The 18,498-nt window shown below is 53.5% G+C and carries 18 protein-coding genes; 4 read left to right on the top strand and 14 right to left on the bottom strand.

The window, feature by feature from the left end:
• The 4 genes from JJU47_RS01060 to JJU47_RS01045 all read right to left on the bottom strand — a co-directional run.
• The coding region (locus JJU47_RS01060; RefSeq protein ID WP_228615715.1) for an HAD family hydrolase at positions 1-257 on the bottom strand (257 nt) is incomplete at its 3' end.
• Positions 258-268: 11 nt separating this feature from the next.
• A complete protein-coding gene (locus JJU47_RS01055) occupies positions 269-1,093 on the bottom strand; it encodes a carbohydrate ABC transporter permease (protein WP_211780483.1) in 825 nt (274 codons plus the stop codon).
• Positions 1,094-1,106: 13 nt separating this feature from the next.
• Positions 1,107-2,072, bottom strand: a complete 966-nt coding sequence (locus JJU47_RS01050) for a carbohydrate ABC transporter permease (RefSeq protein ID WP_228615714.1) — start codon at positions 2,070-2,072, stop codon at positions 1,107-1,109.
• A gap of 56 nt (positions 2,073-2,128) precedes the next feature.
• A complete protein-coding gene (locus tag JJU47_RS01045) occupies positions 2,129-3,403 on the bottom strand; it encodes an ABC transporter substrate-binding protein (protein ID WP_228615713.1) in 1,275 nt (424 codons plus the stop codon).
• A 227-nt stretch (positions 3,404-3,630) separates the two neighbouring features.
• Here JJU47_RS01045 and JJU47_RS01040 point away from each other — a divergent pair, with 227 nt between their 5' ends.
• A complete protein-coding gene (locus JJU47_RS01040; RefSeq protein WP_228615712.1) occupies positions 3,631-4,647 on the top strand; it encodes a LacI family DNA-binding transcriptional regulator in 1,017 nt (338 codons plus the stop codon).
• On the opposite strand, the gene JJU47_RS01035 is transcribed toward JJU47_RS01040, so the two are convergent.
• On the bottom strand, positions 4,648-5,358 hold the full coding sequence (locus tag JJU47_RS01035) for a DUF1189 domain-containing protein (protein WP_228615711.1): 711 nt from the start codon (positions 5,356-5,358) through the stop codon (positions 4,648-4,650). It lies immediately after the preceding gene.
• A gap of 172 nt (positions 5,359-5,530) precedes the next feature.
• On the opposite strand from JJU47_RS01035, the gene JJU47_RS01030 reads away from it, so the two are divergent.
• A complete protein-coding gene (locus tag JJU47_RS01030; protein ID WP_228615718.1) occupies positions 5,531-7,861 on the top strand; it encodes a glycoside hydrolase family 65 protein in 2,331 nt (776 codons plus the stop codon).
• Positions 7,858-9,150, top strand: coding sequence for a glycoside hydrolase family 32 protein (locus JJU47_RS01025; protein ID WP_228615710.1), 1,293 nt, complete (start codon positions 7,858-7,860; stop codon positions 9,148-9,150). The genes JJU47_RS01030 and JJU47_RS01025 overlap by 4 nt, the downstream gene beginning before the upstream one ends.
• A gap of 157 nt (positions 9,151-9,307) precedes the next feature.
• On the opposite strand, the gene JJU47_RS01020 is transcribed toward JJU47_RS01025, so the two are convergent.
• From JJU47_RS01020 to JJU47_RS00990, 7 genes are all read right to left on the bottom strand, one after another.
• Complete coding sequence (locus JJU47_RS01020; protein WP_228615709.1) at positions 9,308-10,036, bottom strand: glycerophosphodiester phosphodiesterase; 729 nt, start codon at positions 10,034-10,036, stop codon at positions 9,308-9,310.
• Positions 9,999-11,309 (bottom strand): ABC transporter substrate-binding protein, encoded by a 1,311-nt coding sequence (locus JJU47_RS01015; protein WP_228615708.1) that lies wholly within the window; start codon positions 11,307-11,309, stop codon positions 9,999-10,001. Before JJU47_RS01015 ends, JJU47_RS01020 begins: the two co-directional genes overlap by 38 nt.
• Before the next feature lie 16 nt (positions 11,310-11,325).
• Positions 11,326-12,135, bottom strand: coding sequence for a carbohydrate ABC transporter permease (locus JJU47_RS01010; protein ID WP_228615707.1), 810 nt, complete (start codon positions 12,133-12,135; stop codon positions 11,326-11,328).
• Positions 12,132-13,037 carry a carbohydrate ABC transporter permease gene (locus JJU47_RS01005; protein WP_228615706.1) on the bottom strand — a complete coding sequence of 302 codons (906 nt, stop codon included), beginning with the start codon at positions 13,035-13,037 and terminating at the stop codon, positions 12,132-12,134. The genes JJU47_RS01010 and JJU47_RS01005 overlap by 4 nt, the downstream gene beginning before the upstream one ends.
• On the bottom strand, positions 13,034-14,125 hold the full coding sequence (locus JJU47_RS01000) for an ABC transporter ATP-binding protein (protein ID WP_228615705.1): 1,092 nt from the start codon (positions 14,123-14,125) through the stop codon (positions 13,034-13,036). Before JJU47_RS01000 ends, JJU47_RS01005 begins: the two co-directional genes overlap by 4 nt.
• Positions 14,122-14,709 carry a glycerol-3-phosphate responsive antiterminator gene (locus JJU47_RS00995; protein ID WP_228615704.1) on the bottom strand — a complete coding sequence of 196 codons (588 nt, stop codon included), beginning with the start codon at positions 14,707-14,709 and terminating at the stop codon, positions 14,122-14,124. Before JJU47_RS00995 ends, JJU47_RS01000 begins: the two co-directional genes overlap by 4 nt.
• A 201-nt stretch (positions 14,710-14,910) precedes the next feature.
• The gene (locus JJU47_RS00990) at positions 14,911-16,398 is read right to left on the bottom strand and encodes a cryptochrome/photolyase family protein (RefSeq protein WP_228615703.1); all 1,488 of its coding nucleotides are present in this window, start codon (positions 16,396-16,398) and stop codon (positions 14,911-14,913) included.
• A gap of 74 nt (positions 16,399-16,472) precedes the next feature.
• On the opposite strand from JJU47_RS00990, the gene JJU47_RS00985 reads away from it, so the two are divergent.
• A complete protein-coding gene (locus tag JJU47_RS00985) occupies positions 16,473-17,099 on the top strand; it encodes a class I SAM-dependent methyltransferase (RefSeq protein WP_228615702.1) in 627 nt (208 codons plus the stop codon).
• Positions 17,100-17,101: 2 nt separating this feature from the next.
• Here JJU47_RS00985 and JJU47_RS00980 read toward each other — a convergent pair whose 3' ends face one another.
• Positions 17,102-17,380, bottom strand: a complete 279-nt coding sequence (locus JJU47_RS00980; RefSeq protein WP_228615701.1) for a hypothetical protein — start codon at positions 17,378-17,380, stop codon at positions 17,102-17,104.
• A gap of 58 nt (positions 17,381-17,438) precedes the next feature.
• Positions 17,439-18,488, bottom strand: a complete 1,050-nt coding sequence (locus JJU47_RS00975) for a C45 family autoproteolytic acyltransferase/hydrolase (RefSeq protein ID WP_228615700.1) — start codon at positions 18,486-18,488, stop codon at positions 17,439-17,441.
• Positions 18,489-18,498: the final 10 nt, after the last annotated feature.

The raw sequence follows: 18,498 nt of genomic DNA, 5'->3' as shown, positions 1-18,498 counted from the left end.
TTAGAAATTAGCGATACGTAATGTTCATTCTTTTTTGTGGCGAGCTGTTCCTTCTCTTCTAGTGAGAAATCCTGTTCCCGCCCTCCGAGACTCAAAATCCGCTCCAGTGATTCGGTCCGACTGACACCTTTAAGCGTTTCGTTGAATTCACGGTCGAACGGAATACCAAGGTCTTCTCCGAGCGCTTTCCACGCCAAGTAATGGTATTCGGCACTATCCGTGATCACACCATCTAAATCAAAAATGAAAGCTTTCATTTAAATTCTCCTTATTTGTCCCCACCAATTCGTAGCCCTTGCATAAAGTATTTATTCAGCAAGATATACAAAATGATGATTGGAATGATGCTGACGACTGAGGCTGCCATGATATAGTTCCACTGTGTCGCATTTTGGCTTTGGAATGACTGGAGTCCGAGCGTGAGCGTGTACTTCTCTGGTGACGTAATGTAGAGAAGGGGCTTCAAAAACTCATTCCAGAAACCAAGGAAGACAAAAACGGCCTGTGTCGCCACGGATGCTTTGGCCATCGGGAATACGATACGCCAAAACGTTTGGAATCGATTGAGCCCATCTACTTGCGCGGCCTCTTCCACTTCTCTCGGGAAGTTGATGAAGAACTGACGCATCAAGAAAATGTAAGCGAAGTTAATCGCTCCTGGAACGATGAGCGCCGCATACGTATCTAGGATGCCGAGCGAGCGCATGATCAAGTAGTTCGGGATGAGCAAGATTTGGCCCGGAACCATCATGACAGCAAGAATGAGGAGGAACAAGTAGTTCCGTCCTGGAAAACGTAAACGGGCAAGCGAGTATCCTGCCATCGTGTTGAAGATGACGTTCACAATCGTCCCGACTGTCGCGATAAAGAACGAGTTCATGATCCAACGCGGGAACAGCGGATCGTTTGTGAAAATATGTTGATAATTGGCAAGCGTCGGATTTTCAGGCCATAACGTGAGCCCACCGGCAACAATCTCGCTATACGGTTTGAACGAGGCGAGCACGGCCCACAGGAATGGGTACATCGTGATGAGCGCGTACGAGACGAGAATGACGTACAAGAGGACGCGCGGCCATTTTCTCTTTTTCATGTTCCATTCCTCCTTAGTAGTTCGACTCTTCTTTGTTCAGTCTGCGCGCGAGCATCGACACGGTGAAGATGATGAGGGTCAAGATGATGGCGAGCGCCGAAGCATAACCCATCGTCCCGATCGTTTGGAACGCGTACTGATAAATGATCAGCGAGAACGTCAGTGTCGCATTGTTCGGTCCGCCCGTTCCCCCAGAGATGATATACGCTTGGTCGAACAATTGGAAACACCCGATAATCCCCATCAAAATGACGTAGTTTGTGACCGGCGTCAAATTCGGTACCGTAATTTTCATGAGTTTCTGCCATGCGTTTGCCCCATCGAGAGATGCCGCCTCATAAAGCGAACGCGGGATATCTTGTAGGCCAGCAAGGTAGATCGTCATAAAGAACGGAACAGTCGACCAGATGTTCATGACCATGATTGTTGCGAGCGCGAAATCCGTCTCGTTGATAAAATTGACTGGTGCTTCAAGCAGACCAAAGTTGACGAGCAAATTATTGATTGGTCCGTTCAAACTGAAAAGGAACATGAAGATCATCGTGAGTGCCGAGCTCGAGGTGAGTGTCGGCAAAAAGTAAATCGTCCGGAACGTATTTTGGAACCGGATGCCTGAGTTCAAGACGGCTGCCATAAGGAGCGCGACCGCTGTCTGAATCGGGACGACGAATAACGCGTAACGGAACGTGTTGTTGAGTGCCGTCCAGACGCGATCATCGTTCCAAGCGTTCACATAGTTCGTAAAACCGACCCATTGAAAGTCAATTCCCCCGAACAAGTTGACGCGCGTGAACGATAGAAAGAGAGAATAAAAGATTGGAAGCAACGTGAACGTGAATAGTAGGAGTAGTGTCGGCAACATGAACGTGACGCCTTGCAGGGCTTCCCGACGATTTCGTTCGCTCCCTTTTCCGTTCTTCGGACTCGGTGCCTGCGCAGCCGCATCCGTGCGACGGTTAATCTCGAGTTGTGTGCCCATAGGACCATTCCTTTCCGAACAAAAGTAGGCTCGCGGTGTCACGCGAGCCCTCTGTCTTACTGCAACTGCGTCTCGATATCTTTGTTCGCCGCTTCTTCAGCACGTTTCATCGCTTCTTCAAGCGTCATATCGCCTGTAAGAGCTGCAGGTAATAAGTTGTTGTATTCCCGTGCAACGATTGAGAGCGCATCCCCTTTTTGCCAAGGTGTCGCATAAGCTCCAGCCGCTACAAACGGTGCTTTCAACTCATCGTCTTGTAAGTTCAACTCTTCGGCAATCGACTTGAGGGATGGAAGAACACCAGCCCCTTCAGACCAGATTTTCATTCCGTCTTGTGACGTCGCGTAGTTGATGAACTCCCAACCCGCCGCCTTTTCATCCGAATCGCTGTTGAGCGAATAAGAAACCGTGAACATCATCGAACCGCTGTTCCCGCCGATTGTTGGTACTTCTTTTGTCCCCATCTCGACATCCGGGAAGTTTTGCTCGATGTGCGAAATCGCCCAGTTCCCTTCAATCATGATAGCCGCGCGCTCAGCACCGAACGAATCGCCAGCCCAACCTTGGCCAAGATCAGCCGGCCGTTGCACGAGCTTGTCTTGATACGCGTCCACTAACGGTTGAAGCGCCGCGAGTTGGTCAGGCTGTGACAACACCGCTTTCCGGTCGTCACTGACCACATCTGTACCTCCTGATTGAAGGACAAACATATGACGGGCAAGTTCTGACGTCGTGATTGCTGGAACGACACCTGATGGAAGTTGCTCTTTCAAGTCGGCAAGGAAGGCAGGAAGTTGTTCCATTTCGGTCGGAATGTCGTCCGGCGTGAAGCCTGCCTCTTCAATCAATCGCTTGTTATAATAAAGACCGAGTGTCGAGTAGTCTTTCGGTAACCCAAACAATTGATCATCCGACTTGAATGCGTTGATTGCCGGTTCATAGAAATCACTCAGATCTTTATCCGCTTGTTCTGCATATTGGTCGAGCGGTTCGAGTACACCTTGCTTCGAAAGTTCCGGTGCTAGGAACGCATCGACATAAAAGACGTCCGGTGCTGTACCGCCAACAAGGTCAGTTTGAAGTTGTGTTTGATAGTCATTATATACTTTCTTTTTCACATTGATTCCGGTTTCTTCCGTGAAGGCAGCGAGCAACTCGTCAAACGCCTTGACTTCAGCATCCGTCCCTTTCCACGTCCCGACCGTGATTTCTTTTCCTTCAAGCTCCGACGGATCTGAAGCGACTTGCGCTTCATCGTTCCCGCCACAAGCAGCTGCAAAGATGAGACTCGACAGCATTAAGACCGATAATGATAGGCGTTTTTTATTCATGTGTGATTTCCTCCTTATGGATAATGACAAAACATAAAGTAACCGCTTTCAACTCACAACTCGATTTTATACCCGAAACGTTTCGGAAAGCAAGTGTTTTTTTGCGAAGTCAATTAAACGCTTTCATTTCAAGGTTTACAAGTGAAACCCTCTGGGTCTAAAATATACATACCAACAAATTTAAACGATCTATTCATAACGTTTTCATAGAAAAGGAGTCATGCGTCATGGCCACATTGAAAGACGTCTCGAAAGCATCCGGTTTTTCCGTCACGACCGTTTCCCGCGCCTTGAACGGGTACGATGACGTCAATAAAGAGACACGGGACAAAATCATGCGTATCGCGAAGGAACTCGGATACAGCCCGAATATTCTAGCGCGTAGCCTCGTCAAGAAACAGTCAAAGACGATCGGTTTCCTCGTCACCGACTTGAAGCGCGAAAGCGTCAAAGACAACTTCATGTTCGAGACGCTTTGCGGCGTGTCAGACGAATTGTCGGAACTCGATTATGAGTTCGTCCTCTTATCGACGACAACCTCAAAACAAAAAAATAAAACGTACGGACAAATGTGTGCCGAACGCCAACTCGACGGCGTCGTCATTCAAGGCCTCAAGCGAGACGACCCCTATTTACTCGAGGCGATCGAGAGCACGGTCCCATGTGTGCTCGTCGATATTCCAGTCGAAGGAATCAACACCGGATACGTCACTTCCAACCAGTTAGAGAGTGCGAAGCAAGCGGTCCGCTACTTAATCCGTCTCGGTCATCGGCATATCGCCTTCATGAACGGTGCCCCCCACGCCTACGTATCGACCGTGCGCTACGACGCCTATCGCCAAGTGTTGCATGAGAACGGGATTGACCTTAACGACGAGTATGTCTTGAACGGTGATTTCGAGGAGGCTGCCGCGAAAAATGTGTCGCTCCCATTCTTGTTGAATCATCCGGAAGTGACCGCCGCCTTTTGCGCATCTGATGTCATGGCACTCGGTGTCTTACAAGCGACACGTGAGCTCGGCTTGAACGTCCCGGAAGACTTGTCGATCATCGGTTTCGATAACATCCTGCTTTCGCAATACGTGTCCCCACCTTTAACAACAGTCGGTCAACAACCGTATGAGATGGGGAAAAAGGCTGCCAAAATGGTCGTCTCCATCGTCGAAGGAAAAGACGTTCCACACGAAGCATTCGTCAATAACCAGTTGATCCTTCGGGAGTCCGTCACGAAAAATCGGCGATGATTAGTCATCGCCGATTTTTCGTATTGTCATGAAAGCGAATATCCCGACTGTTGCCCAGTAAAGGACCGGGAGCATCTGTACCGTGATCGGCAAGAGCGAAATAACCGTTCGTACGAGAAGTGGTGCTGTAATTCCGTAAGCCGTGATCGTCCAGGCTTCTTTAAAGCGAATCGGAACGAAGCGCCGAAAACTCAGACCCGCCAACGCCAACAATGTGATAAGCACAATGTGAACGAGTAAATCCATCAAAACCGCCCCATAAATATAGAGCGGGTAAAACCAATTCAAGTCTGACACGACTTCCCGGACGTCCGTTTCCGTCAGTTTTTCTTTATTCACGAAATCGAGTAACGTCGCGTAACCGTTCAATTCTGTCGCGATCCCGCTTCGTTTGAAAACCCAACCCTCTTCTTCAAGCAACAGTGTCTGCTTCGCGTTCGTCGAGCGCTCCTCCCCGACCATGACGACAAGATCAAGCACCGGCATCTCGAACAGAAAAGGCTCTTCGTATGTCAGGCCTTGTGTGGTCACTTGAAACGACGGCAACGTCTCATCAAAAGTGGGTTGATTCAACCACTTCACGCCATAAACAACCGCATTCGCCAGTAAGATGGCCATCACCACGTAAAAGATGGACTTCCAAATTGACTGTCCCCGGAACTCTTGTATTTTTTTGAATCGAAACCCCAAACTCGCAATCATCTGATCCATGTCAAACCTCTTTTCTAAAACGTTTCTACCCCCATTTAATCACGATTTATCATCAAACGGAAGATAAGTTCATGAAAATAGTGGTTGATTACCCGAAACGTTTCGGATAGAATGGGGTCGAATAAAGAAAGCGCTTTATTATACAGGAGGGTACAACGTGGCAAATACACTGATGAACTATACGACTGGTACTGGAGAGCTGCAACATTGGCTCGTGGCTGAGGATGGATTCTGTCAAGACTGGCTCGGGAAAGGCGAGTCCGTCTTCTCGCTCGGGAACGGCTATATGGGACTACGGTCGGTGACAGAAGAGCATTACGCTAATGAGACACGCAACTTATTTGTCGCAGGGACGTTTAACAAGTTTGCGGAAAACGAAGTCACTGAACTTCCGAACGCAGCAGATGTCTTATGGATGGAGTTCAAACTAAATGGCACTCGATTCGATTTAACTCAAGGGAAAATTCATTCGTATCGTCGGACGCTCAATCTAAAGCAGGCCGAGTTGACGCGTGACGTGACGTGGGAGAGCCCGACCGGAGAGATGTATCGCCTCGTCTTCTCGCGGTTCGTCTCGATGGCGAACTTGCATGTCATCGCCCAACGCGTAACAATTACACCAGAACAAGCGACGACGATTGCTCTCACGTCAGGCATCAACGGACAGACGACGAACAGCGGTGTCCAACATTTCCTTGAAGGCGATAAACGCCTCTATGACGGTCGCTTCATGCAACAGTTGCAGAAAACGACTGAGTCAGCAATCGATTTCGCCTTCCATAGCGTCCATCGCTTTGCGACTGAAAATGTGTTTGAACCGAAGTCGATTATTAAGATGGATCGTCGGAAAATCTTCTTCGACTACTCCGACATCTCACTTTCTGCTGGCGAGACGTTGACAATCGAGAAATACTCGACGGTGTTCACTTCACGTGACCGTGACGTCGAGACGACGAATCTTGCGGCGCACGCTCTTGAAGTGACGAAAAATATCGAGAAGCTCGGTTACAACCGGCTCCTCGCCGACCACGTTAAAGCATGGGATGATCTCGTGTGGTCACATGTGCCGATTAAAATCGAGTCGGAAGAAATGTTCGACCAACTCGCGATTCGTTTTGCTCAGTATCATATGGCCGTCATGACTCCAAAACATGATAACCGGATGAACATCGGCGCCAAAGGCTTGTCGGGCGAAGGTTATAAAGGTCATACGTTCTGGGACACGGAAATCTTTATCCTCCCGTATTACACGTACACGAATCCTAAAATCGCGCGGAGCCTTCTCGAATATCGCTATCAGTCCCTCGCTGGGGCACACCGTAAAGCGCAAGAGAACGGTTATGAAGGGGCGATGTTCCCATGGGAGTCAGCTTGGCTCGATGATGGAGAAGTGACTCCGGTATGGGGCGCGGCCGATATTGTGACCGGTGAGGCGACGAAGATTTGGTCCGGCTTTATCGAGCAACACATTACATCCGATATCGCGTTCGCAACGTGGCAGTACTACCAAGTGACGGGTGATCAAGACTTCATGGACCAGTATGGCTATGAGCTGTTGATTGACACGGCCAAATTCTGGGCGAGCCGGTTAGAATGGAATGAAGCAGCCGGTCGTTACGAAATCAATGAAGTCGTCGGTCCGGACGAATACAAAGAACACGTTGACAACAATGCATTCACGAACTATACGGCGCATTGGAACATTCAAAAAGCAATCGAGTATATCGTGTTGCTTCGTGACGAGAAATCAGAACTGTTCGATCGGTTGAATGAGAAACTTGATCTTGAGACGGCCGAGGAACGGTTCCGTCATGTCCTTGATTTGATTTACTTGCCGCAAATTCGCGAAGACGGCGTCTTGCCGCAAGACGACACGTATCTCGACAAAGAAATCATCGATTTGACGAAGTATAAAAATCAAGAAAACGTCGGATCCATGTTCCTCGACTACAACCTTGAACAAGTGAATGAGATCCAAGTGTCGAAACAAGCGGACGTCATGATCTTGATGTACTTGCTCGAAGACTTGTTCTCTGCCGATGTAAAACGGGCGAACTGGGAATACTATGAGCCAAAGACACTCCACGACTCTTCCCTTTCGCTGTCAACGCATAGTGTTCTTGCTTCTGATCTCGGTGACCAAGAGCTCGCGTACGATTTGTTCCGCCGCGCTTCTGAGATCGACCTCGGTCCGAACATGAAGACATCTGACGCCGGCATCCATGCCGCTTCGCTCGGCGGAATTTGGCAAGCCGTCGTCAACGGTTTTGGCGGTGTACGAATGACAGGCGGGAAGCTCCGCGTCTCACCGATGCTTCCGAAAGCCTGGACATCACTCACGTTCTCGATTGAATGGCAAGGCGAGACGCTCGACGTCTATGCCACCCAACAAGACGTGACAATCTCGCGTCGGGCTACTTTCGAACAACCAATCACCGTGGAAGTGTACGGCGAGGAACGTTCGATCACGGATACGTTCACGAGTGAAGTGTTGTCGGTATGACGTACCGTCCCCGTTACCATTTCGCTCCCCCGTTCGGTTGGATGAACGACCCGAACGGTCTATGCCAATTCAACGGGGTGTACCATATGTTCTATCAATATCATCCGTTCGGCGTCGAATGGGACGACATGCATTGGGGTCACGCCACCTCTTATGACCTCATTCATTGGGAACACAAGCCGATCGCGCTCCGTCCGGGTCAAGATTATGACCGGGACGGGGTGTTCTCAGGGAGCGCGCTCAACGTGGACGGTGTCCTTCATCTTTACTACACCGGGAACGTATGGCTCGACGAGCAGCGGGAAGAACTGAAGCAAGTCCAATGCCTGGCGACGTCAACGGATGGCGTGACGTTCACGAAACACCCTAACAATCCACTCATCACGGGTGAACCGGAACGTGGGAACGCACATGTCCGTGACCCGAAAGTATGGACAGAGAACGGGCGTTACTACATGATCCTCGGTACGCGTGACGTGAAGGACGGGAAAGTCGTCTTGTATGAATCAAACGACGCGATTCACTGGACCGAGCGCGGCGTCATTGCCGGAGAGACCGGTGAACACGGCTGGATGTGGGAATGCCCAGACCTGTTCAGCTTGGACGGACGGGACGTCTTGCTCCTATCTCCCCAAGGCATGGAGCCGGACGATGACCGCTATCACAACTTGCATCAATGTGGATACTTCATCGGTAGCCTCGATGTCGACACGCCGGTGTATAAGCACGGCACCTTCACCGAGCTCGATTACGGCCATGACTTTTATGCCGCCCAGACGTTTCAAGATGACCGTGGCCGTCGCATCTTGATCGCATGGAATGCGATGTGGGAACGAAACTGGCCCGAACAAGCCGAAGGATGGACGAACCAGATGACCCTCCCGCGCGAGTTGTCGCTTCGGAACGGACGCTTGTATATGACGCCGATTGAAGAGGTGACAATCCTTCGACGAACGAGCGAACAGATTGACGGGACACCTTTTGAAGGCGATGCGCTCGAGTTGACGTTCAGTGCTATTGGCGACTTCACACTCCACTGTTTCGGAGACACCGCTACGTTCTCGAAACAAGGTGACGTGCTCGAACTAAAACGGGACGGCGACATTCGCCGCATTAAGGCGGACGGACGAACGTTCCGCATCTTTATCGATGCCTCGTCCATCGAAGTGTTCGTCAACGATGGGGAGTATGTGTTTTCTAGCCGAATCTATTCCCAACATCGTATAAAACATAAGTTGTCAGGTCATATAACGGAGGCCACCTTATTCCGTTTCACGGATAACCGTTGATTAAGCAGGCGCATCATCCACATGGATGATGCGTCATTTTTTTTATACACCGTGGCTCGCGTTATACTTACTGCCCGCCCAAAATCTTGCCGCTCTTTCGCTATGTTATTGCATACCAAAAAAACGGTGCCCGCTCGTTCACGGACACCGCTTCTATTCATCGAATCGATTCGCGTACTGGCGCCAACAATTCCACTTCATCGGTCATGATGGCCTCGACGCCATCGACGAGCGAGAGCTGACTCACCTCGTTGATCGTATACAGGCGAATCGACACTTGTTGCTCCAGCTTCTCCCACATGTCCGTCCCGACGAACTCGGGCTGGGCATGGACAGCTTCCGCCTTGAGCCGGGTGACGACGTCCAGCAAGTCCGGATGACCGTCGCCGGTCAAGACAGCGATCCTCGCTTCAGGTGCGACCTCCCGCAACCGGACGAGCGTGTCCGGATTGAACGAGGAGAAGACGACACGTTTCTCGAGTTCGAACTCTTCGGTTGCCAGCCACGCGAGATACTCGATACCCGCATACTCAAATCGGTCCGTCTTCAGCTCGACGTTGAGCGTGATGTCGTGCGGTGCGACGAGCGCGAGCACTTCTTCAAGCGTCGGGATGCGTTCTCCCCCGCTCCGAAGTAAGCGAAGTTGACGGAGCGTCATGTCTTTCACGTAGCCGCTCCCGTCTGTCGTCCGGTCGACCGTCTCGTCATGGATGACGACGAGGCGGCCGTCTTTTGACAGCTGGACATCGAGTTCGATGCCATCGGCGTGAGGGAACGCCGCCTCGAACGCTTTCAGCGTGTTCTCGGGATACTTGGCGCTATAGCCGCGATGGGCGTAAATCAACATGTTACTGCCCCAAGGTGGAAGTCGTCTCGTCAGCTGCACGCTTCAAGGCGTCCTCGACCGACACACCTTGATACAAGCTCTCCATCGCGTTGACGACGCTTTGACGTGACTGCGGGAACGACGAGATGAGCGCGCCTTGCGTCGCCGGCGACGTCTTCGTCTCGCTCAATTGGTCGACCGTCACTTTCAGTTGCGGATACTCGGCCCACACTTCTTCGACGATAGGCTCGTTGTATGCGTCCGGGTTGATCGCGAAGTACCCCGTCTCGACGTGCCATTTCGCTTGTGCTTCTTTCGAGGCGACGTGCTTCATGAACTCCCATGCCCCTTGTTTCGTCTCGTCGGCGATGCCGTCACCCATCCAGAGTGAAGCGCCCCCGATGACGACACCTTCCCGGTCCGCCTCGTTCGGCACCGGCAAGTACGACACACCGACGTCAAACGGCGCGTTGTCGACGACCGTGCGGACTCCGGCCGACGAGTCGAGGTACATGGCGACGTTGCCTGACTGGAACGCGGCGCGCATGTCGTCCCAGTTTTGTCCGACGTTCATGAACGTCTTCTCATCGTACATGTCTTTGATCAAGTTGAAGGCGTTCTGGCCTTCTTCCCCGTCAAACACCGCTTTCGTCGGGGCACCGCTGCGGCCGTTGTCGTTGTCGACGTAAAGACCGCCTTGGGCGGCGACGAGTTGCTCGAAGAACCAGCCGTAGTTAAGGATCGTGAACCCGGTCTGGTCGTCGGTCGTAAGTGCTTTCGCGGCTTGTTTCAATTCGTCATACGTCCGCGGCGCCTGCTCCGGGTCGAGTCCCGCTTCTTTGAACGCGTCCTTATTGTAAATGAGCACCGGTGTCGACGAGTTGAACGGCATCGAGTACTGCTTGCCGTCGACTTGATAGTAGCTCAAGATGTTCTCTTCCCATGCGCCCGTGTCGAAGTTTTCCTTGTCAATGAACTCTTGGACCGGGGTGATCTTGTTCGTGTCGATCATATATTTCGTCCCTACCTCGAACGTCTGCATGATGGCCGGTGCGTCCGGTGAACCGGCGACGGCGTTGAACTTCGTGAGCGCCTCTTCATACGTCCCTTGGAAGATCGGCTTCACTTCATAGTCGTCTTGCGATTCGTTGAAGGCGTCGACTTGGTTGTTGAGCGCCGTCTCTAAGTCACCGCTCATCGCGTGCCAAAACACGACCTCGGTCTTCCCGTCTTCCGTCGCCGACGCTTCAGGTGCCGCCTCTTCACTGCCGCACGCCCCGAGCAATAACAATGAACTGGCCAACCCTGCGAATAATCCCCATGTTTTCTTCATTTTAAAATTCCTCCTTTTATTTGATGGCGCCTTGCGTCAATCCTTCTTGCAGTTGTTTTTGTCCCGCGAACAAGAGCAGGAGCGTCGGGATGATGATTAGGATGACGGCCGCCATGACGACGCCCCAGTCCGAGGCGATCTCGTTCGACTGCATCTGTTTAATCCCGATTTGGACCGTTCGTGCCTGCTCCGTGTTCGTCACGAGCAGCGGCCATAAGTACATGTTCCACGTCGTCAAAAAGCTGTACACGGACAGCGTGACGAGCGGCGTCTTCGATACCGGCAAGACGACGTTCCAGAAGAAACGAAAGCGGCTGATCCCGGCGATCTGGGACGCCTCGTACATTTCGTACGGAATCGTCTTGAACTGTTGCCGCAGTAAAAATGTCCCGAAGGCGAGAGCGAAGAACGGCACCGACAGCCCCCATACCGTGTTCAACCAGCCGAGCGACTGCACCGTCAAGAAATTCGGCACCATCGTCGCTTCCCACGGCACCATCATCGTCGCGAGGAACAGCATGAAAATGATCCCTTTGCCTTTAAAGTCGATGAAGACGAAAGCGAACGCGGCGAGACTCGACAAGACGACTTGTCCGACCATGACGAGGAGCGCGACGACGAGACTGTTGACGAGATACGTCATGAGCGGGATGCGCTCGAACGCCGCGACATAGTTCGCGAGCGACGGCTCGTGCGGGATGAGGTTGCCTTTTAACACCTCGCTCCCGTCCATGAGGCTGATCGAGAACGCATAGGCGATCGGGAACAACATGACGCAGGCGCTCAAGACGAGAAGCGTGTAGACGAGCGTGTTGCGTACCGTCATTGGTAATGCACCTTCCTTTCGACGAGCTTGAACTGGAGCCACGTCAACAAGAGCACCGTGACGAACAACAGCACCGCCTGCGCGCTCGCGCCGCCGACGTTGTAATTGATGAACGCGTCCTTATAGATGGCGTAGACGATGACGTTCGTCGAGTTCGTCGGCCCGCCTTTCGTGAGCAAATCGATTTGCCCGAACGTCTGGAACGCGTTGATGAGCGAGATGATGCCGACGAAGAAAAGCGTCGGCGACAGCATCGGGATCGTGATGGCCCGAAGTTGCGTCCAATAACTCGTCCCGGCGATATCCGCACTCTCATAGAGCGTCCGATCGATGTTTTGCAGACCGCCGAGGAGAATCAAGAACGTGAAGCCGATGTTCATCCAGACGGTCGCGAGCGAGACGGAAAGAAGCGCATATTGCGGGTCTAAGAGCCACTGCACCCCGCTCGCCCCGACCGCTTCTAAAAAGCGATTGAAGATGCCGATCGACGGGTTGTACATGAACATCCAAATGACAGACGAGGCGGCGACGCTCATCCCCATCGTCGCCGAGAACGCCGTCCGGAAGAATCCGATGCCGCGCAGCTTCTCGTTAGCAAGTAACGCGAGCCCGAGCGCGATGAGGATTGTGAGCGGCACGGTCAATAAGACGAAGCCGACCGTCGCCTGGATGCTTTGCCAAAACGACGCACTCGCAAATAACCGCGTGTAGTGCTCCGCCCCGACAAAACTGAGCGGCGTCCCTTGCGTGTCCGTCCGGAAGAAGCTCAAGTAAATCGTCCGGAGGAGCGGATAGACGAGGAAAATCCCGAATAGTGCGATCGACGGCGACAAGTAGAGCAGACCGCTCGCCGCATCAGAAAGACGTGCCTTCACGCGTTGTCTCGGTAATGCGACCGTCATTGGAACACCTCCAACGCCTCAAACAGTTTCGGTTGGCGCGGCTCGATCCGTTGACCTGCTTCATTAAAGAGCGACATCTGTTTCGGGTCGATATGACAGGCGACCTTCTCCCCGATCGAGAGCGGCCATTGCCCCGGCCATTTGGCGAGCCATTCCGCGCCGCCCATGTCGAAAGCGAGAATCGTCTCCGTCCCGAGCACCTCGATATTTTTCAGTTCGGCATAGAACGTGACGTCGTCGTTTGCCGGCGTGATTTGTTCCGGGCGGACACCGAGCGTCGCCGTCTCTTCCGTCGTGACCGTGTTCGGGCGGAACAATCGCCCGTCCGAGGCGGCCCAACCGCCTTCGACGCGTGACACGTCGGTCAAGTTCATCGGCGGCGAGCCGATGAACGAGGCGACGAACGTGTTCGCCGGCTTGTTGTACAAATCGAGCGGCTTTCCGACTTGTTGAACTTCCCCGTCGTTCAACAACATCATCCGATCCGCCATCGTCATCGCCTCGACTTGGTCGTGCGTGACGTAAATCATCGTCAAGTTCAACTTCCGCTGCAGCTGGCGGATCTCGGAACGCATCTTGGCCCGGAGCTTGGCGTCAAGGTTCGAGAGTGGCTCGTCCATGAGGCAGATCGGCGACTCGGTGACGATGGCCCGGGCCAGCGCGACCCGTTGGCGCTGGCCGCCTGACAGTTCCCGCGGCTTCCGTTTCAAGTAGTCCGTCAATCCGAGCGTCTCGGCCGCCTTGACGCACCGCTCGCGCTGTTCGAGGCGTGTGAGGCCTTTCGTATGTAAGCCGAACGTGATGTTTTTCTCGACGGTCATGTGCGGATAGAGCGCGTAGTTTTGGAACACCATCGACAGTTGGCGCTCGCTCGGCTTTAACCCGTTCGCGGCGACCCCATCGATACGAAGTGTCCCGGCCGTGATCGACTCGAGCCCGGCGATCATCCGCAGCATCGTGCTCTTGCCGCAGCCGGAAGGTCCGACGAGCGCGAAAAACTCGCCGGCCTCGATCGTGACGTCAACTCCGCGGATGACTTCGGTGTCCCCGTATGACTTCTTGATGTGTTGCAGTTGAATCGATTTCATATGATTTCCTCCTTCACTCCTTGTGACGCCCAGAGCCGCTCATCACCCGTCGAGACGGCGAACGCACCGTGCGACAGCGCTTGATGCACTTCGATCGGTTTGCGGATCATCCCGCCCGTCACAATCGGGAACGGGACGCTGCCGGCGACGTGTTCGATGACGCTCGGGATCAAGCCCGGCATGAGTTCGAGCGCGTCCGGCTGCTGGTCGTTCGCCATCTTGATGCCTGACGTCACGGCGTCCGAGTCGACGAGAAACAGACGTTGTACCGTCATGAGCCCGGCCCGTTTCGCGTGCTGGATGACAGACGCTTTCGTCGTGACGATCCCGTCGGCACCGACCCGTTTCGCCAAATAGTCGATGCCGTCGCGGTCGAGGCTGATGCCGTTAATGCGCTCGGCGTGCAAGAACACGGTCTTGTTCTCTCGCTTCAAGTGGGACACGTAGCGGTCGAGCGTGCTGAGCGTGCCCATCATGAAGAACGTCGTCGTGACATCGGATTGAAGGAACGTTTCGAATTGTTTTGGCGATTTGATGGAAGCAATCATCTGTTCTTGCCCGATCGTGCGAAGTGTTTCATTCACTTGATTCACCCTTTCCTAGAAAAAAGGACCAACAGAAACATGGCGTCCTCGACGCATAGGCTTCTGTTGGTCTCTCGAATGTTCTACCGAATGCTATTCACTTGGGGGTTGTGGGTCTCACAAGTCCTATCGTAACGGATGATTGTAAATTGTCTGTGAAGCGTGTGCAAAAGTTTGTGAAGCGTACGTTAAAAAACCGACTCACAAGGAGTCGGTTTCATCGAGCGTCTGTCTCGCCTTCGCCAAAATGTCGGCTTTGACGTCATCATCACGCCCTTGCCAGTTACGGAGCATCATCTTCATCCGCTGATTGTCCGCGAAGCGTTCCTCGTGCTTGTCAATGAAGTTCCAATACAAGGCATTGAACGGGCACGCGTCTTCTTCGGTCGTATGTTTCGGATTGTACGTGCACCCTTTGCAGTAATCGCTCATCCGGTCGATATACTTGCCGGAGGCGATATACGGTTTCGTCGCGAGCTTTCCGCCGTCCGCATGGAGCGCCATCCCGAGCACGTTCGGCAACACGACCCAGTCGTAGGCGTCGATATACATTTCATTGAACCAGTCACTCGTCTGTTGCGGTGAGACCTCGAACAGCGTCGCAAAGTTGCCGAGCACCATGAGTCGTTGAATGTGATGATTGTGTGCCCGCTCGATGACGGGCTTCACGCTTTGATGCACACAATGCATGTCTGTCTTCGCGTCCCAAAAATAGTCGGGCAAGTCACGCTCGTGCTTGAACGTGTTCACCGACTCGTAACCGGGCATCGATGCCACGTAGACGGCGCGCATATATTCGCGCCAGCCAAAGATTTGACGGACGAACCCTTCGATTGAAGCGAGCGGCGCGTCGGCCGCGCACGCGGCCTCGACGACTTCACGAGGTGTGAGGAGCCCGGTATTGATCGCCGCCGATAACAGGCTGTGCGACATGTCTTGATTGTCCGACAGCATCGCGTCCTGGTATGGACCGAACGTCTCGAGCCTCGCCTCGATGAAACGGTCTAACGCTCGATGCGCCTCCGCATGTGTCACCTGCCAAACGAAAGGCGTGATATCTCCCGGATTGTCCGCAAAGTCGCGTTCGACTTTTTCGATGACATCTTTCGTGATGTCGTCCGGCCGAAAATAAATCGGTGGCGCGAACGTCAACCCCGCTTTCGGCGGCTCGCGGTTATCGGCGTCGAACGACCACTTGCCGCCGCGCGGTTTTCCGTCTTCGAGCAACACGTCGAACCGTTTCCGCATGTGGCGGTAAAATCGATCCATCCGCCACGGTGCGTTGCCGAGCGTGTCGACAGATTCTTCTTTCGTTAAATAGAAGAGCGGCACGTCCGAGTGTTCGACGAGCTTATGTGTCTTCCCGAACTGTTGCAGCTTCTTTTCCATCGCGGCGTCGGTGACGGCCGTATAATGGATTTCCTTCGGTTCATATCGTGTGAAGTGGTCGTCCCACGCGTCTTGGAACGAATCGGCCTCGTGGTAATCGACCGTGTAGCCTTTGTCGCGTAACTCCCCAGCGAAATGGCGCATCGCCGAGAAGATGAGGACGAGCTTTTGTTTATGGTACGTCCGCCACATCGCCCGTGACGTCGCCTCGATCATGACGATGACGTCGTCGTCTTTGACGTATTCGAGCATCTCAAGCTCGTGCGACAACTGATTGCCGAAAATCCAAAAGGAACGCATCGATTCAACTCCTCTACTTTGATGGGTATGCTACACTCAATCTACATCTGTCTCTTAGAGAAAGGAATGGTTCGATGCGCCCGAAACGTCTGCAAACATGGATTGACAGCCAGTACGAGAACCCGCGCGGACTCGTTGGGACATACATCGGTCAGAAGATGGTGCGCCAACACCGGGTCGAAGTCGACTGGACGATTCAACAGCTTTCACTCCAAGCGAAAGACCGCGTCCTCGACCTCGGTTGCGGGGCCGGAGACGCGATGGCACGTATTCATCTTACATCCGCCGAAACGCATGTAACCGGGCTCGACCGCTCCCCGACCATCGTCCGCTCGGCTTTGAGACGAAACCGGGTGGCCATCGGTGAACAACGGGCCGCTGTCATCCAAGGTGACCTCGGGACGCTCCCGTTTCCGGACAAGAGTTTTGACCATGTCTTCAGCATCCATACGCTCTACTTTTGGGAAGACGTGTCCGTAGTACTCGTCGAAATTGAACGAGTCCTCAAGCCAGGCGGCTCGTTTGCCATCACATATTGTGACGGGAGAGGTAATGTGACATGGGACGGCATCGCGACGCTCGTCCAGGAACAGTTCATCCCTGCCGCCGTCCGACTCGGCCTGACCGACATCGTCGAGGCACGTGGACCTGACTCACGTGACTATCATACGGTGGCCGTAACGGGGCGGAAGCCGGTCTAACGTCAGCCCCGGCTCTTCCGCGTCACCGCCACCCCACCGAACCCGCTGATGATGGCGATATAGAAGCCCAAATCATAAAACCAGCCCGTGTTGTTCACTTCGTAGACGCGATACGTGTCATTGAACAGTCCTAAAATGAGTGACACCGGTGCGATCCAGCCGTGCCAAATCCCCCAGAAGAAGCCGGCCGGGTCGGTCGTATACGTCCCGTCCCCCGGCACGCAACCGCAGAGTACGACACTCATACTCAAAATGATGGCCAATAATCCGATTCGCTTCATATGAATCCCTCCTGTTATCAGTATTCCCCGTTTTTCGGCAAAAAAGCACTGACCGAAGTCAGCGCCACAATTGGACCGTGTTGGCGAACTCGATGTCGGTCGCGATCTCGCCGTCGAGGGCGTGCATGTCAAAATCCTCACCGTCGAGCCACTTTTGAAAATCGAAGATGACCGGGTCACGGTCGCCGCCAAGGGCGAACCACGTCTCGAGCGTCTCCGGGAAGTAGGCGGCCGTATGGATCGTACCGGCCCAACTCTTGTACAGTTCCGAAAAGACGCCTTTATCGGAGTCGTTCATGAGCCGGAACGCGCTCTCGGCGTCTTGGACGATATGTTGATACATCTTGATTTCCATCATCCGCCGCGTCGAGTCGTCGAGGTGGTAACGGTTCTCGTGCTGCAAGAGCTCGAAATGGTTCGTGCAAATGTTCGACTCACGGACTTGGATGTCACGCGGCGTCGCTTCGATGACGCGCGTCTTCGACGACTTGTCATGGACGACGTACGTGAACGAGCCGCGGTGCGGGATCTCTTTCAACAAATCGACCGCCTCCTCGACCGTCGCGCACGTCTCGAGGATCATCCGTCCGATCATCTGACAGACGAAGCCGTCCCCCGGCCGGCGCCGGTTGATGAAGTTATAGCCCATGGCAAGGCCGTGCTCGTTCATCCCGTCCATCCGTCCGGTGACGCGCGAGACAGGACCGATGACGGCGTATCCGTCGTCCGGTTGGAACACGTTGAACCGTCCGTCGTACGTCATCGGATGATAGTCGTAATTGCGGACGAGGAAATTGTCGCCCGTCAAAATCGAACAGCCGCTGATCGGGTTGTTGACCCGGAAGTGGCCGAAATGAAGGAGCGTATCGGCGAGCGTCAGTTCGAGCTCGTCTTGCAGGCCGAGCAGTTCTTCCCAAATCTTCGGGGCGAACCGGTCGAACGCCTGCTTCGCTTCGCGCTCATCGATTTCAAAGCGCGGGACGCGGAGCTTCCACTGGTCGGTCCGATTTTCGAGCAGTTGGCTGCGCTTGATGTATCTACCTTGAAAGCGGCCGAAGTCGTAATGACTGCCGCGAAATTGTGTCAGTTCACTTGAGACGCGTTGCATGAAAAAACCT

The sequence above is a fragment of the Exiguobacterium sp. genome, from assembly GCF_020832205.1.
Taxonomy (GTDB): domain Bacteria; phylum Bacillota; class Bacilli; order Exiguobacteriales; family Exiguobacteriaceae; genus Exiguobacterium.
Note: the sequence above shows the minus strand (reverse complement) of the source record. Positions and strands in the feature narration are given on the sequence as shown.